This is a genomic window from Aeromonas bivalvium, assembly GCF_046078285.1.
Taxonomy (GTDB): domain Bacteria; phylum Pseudomonadota; class Gammaproteobacteria; order Enterobacterales; family Aeromonadaceae; genus Aeromonas; species Aeromonas bivalvium.
Genome location: NZ_JBGXBV010000019.1, coordinates 1 through 1,032 on the forward strand (window position 1 = coordinate 1; position 1,032 = coordinate 1,032).

Sequence of the window (1,032 nt, forward strand, 5' to 3'; positions counted from 1 at the left end):
GGTTGCACCAGAAGTAGATAGCTTAACCTTCGGGAGGGCGTTTACCACGGTGTGATTCATGACTGGGGTGAAGTCGTAACAAGGTAACCCTAGGGGAACCTGGGGTTGGATCACCTCCTTACCTTAAGATGTCGTGTTGTTGAGTGTTCACACAGATTGCCTTGATTCAAAGTAGTTAGAGCAAAGACCTGATGCGCCAGTGATGACGTGTCAGTGCTTGTTTGGCCGAAAGGCCAGATGAGAGAAGCCCGTTCGTTGGGTTGGGATGTGAATAGCAGCGCAAGCCGCTACCCGATTCAAAGTTAGCGATAACAACGAACAGCGCTAAAGGCCGCTAGCCTCGCAGGCTCGGCGTCGCCTTTACAAAATCGCCATCACGCTTGCGTGATGAGCAGCGATTTTGTCCCCTTCGTCTAGAGGCCTAGGACACCGCCCTTTCACGGCGGTAACAGGGGTTCGAATCCCCTAGGGGACGCCACTTCTCTTCTTGCTAACAAGAATGCAGAGTTAAGAACGAAATTCTTAACTCTGTTTTCTTCGGTCGATGACCGTTGCAAACATGCTCTTTAACAATCTGGAAAGCTGATTTAAAAAGTAGTTCTCAAACATTTGTTACAAGTGCTTTGGAAACTTCTTGGCGAAAACCAAATTTTATTTGGTCACCTTCCTTCGGGAAGAAAGTTGTGCAGCAACAAGCCGTGCCGTTTCGACGACACTTCTTGGGGTTGTATGGTTAAGTGACTAAGCGTACATGGTGGATGCCTTGGCAGTCAGAGGCGATGAAGGACGTACTAACCTGCGATAAGCTGTGAGAAGTCGGTAAGAGACGCTATTACTCACAGATTTCCGAATGGGGAAACCCACTTAGCATAAGCTAGGTATCGTTGCATGAATACATAGTGCAGCGAGGCGAACCGGGAGAACTGAAACATCTAAGTACCCCGAGGAAAAGAAATCAACCGAGATTCCCTCAGTAGCGGCGAGCGAACGGGGATTAGCCCTTAAGTTTCTTGGAAGTTAGTGGAATGGTCC

At 48.7% G+C, this 1,032-nt stretch carries 1 tRNA gene and 2 rRNA genes; all 3 read left to right on the top strand.

What is annotated here, in order from left to right:
- A 16S ribosomal RNA gene (locus tag ACEUCR_RS19980) occupies positions 1-121 on the top strand; the annotation flags it as partial.
- A gap of 281 nt (positions 122-402) precedes the next feature.
- Positions 403-478: transfer RNA gene (locus ACEUCR_RS19985), tRNA-Glu, on the top strand.
- Positions 479-731: 253 nt separating this feature from the next.
- Positions 732-1,032 (top strand): 23S ribosomal RNA (locus ACEUCR_RS19990); the annotation flags it as partial.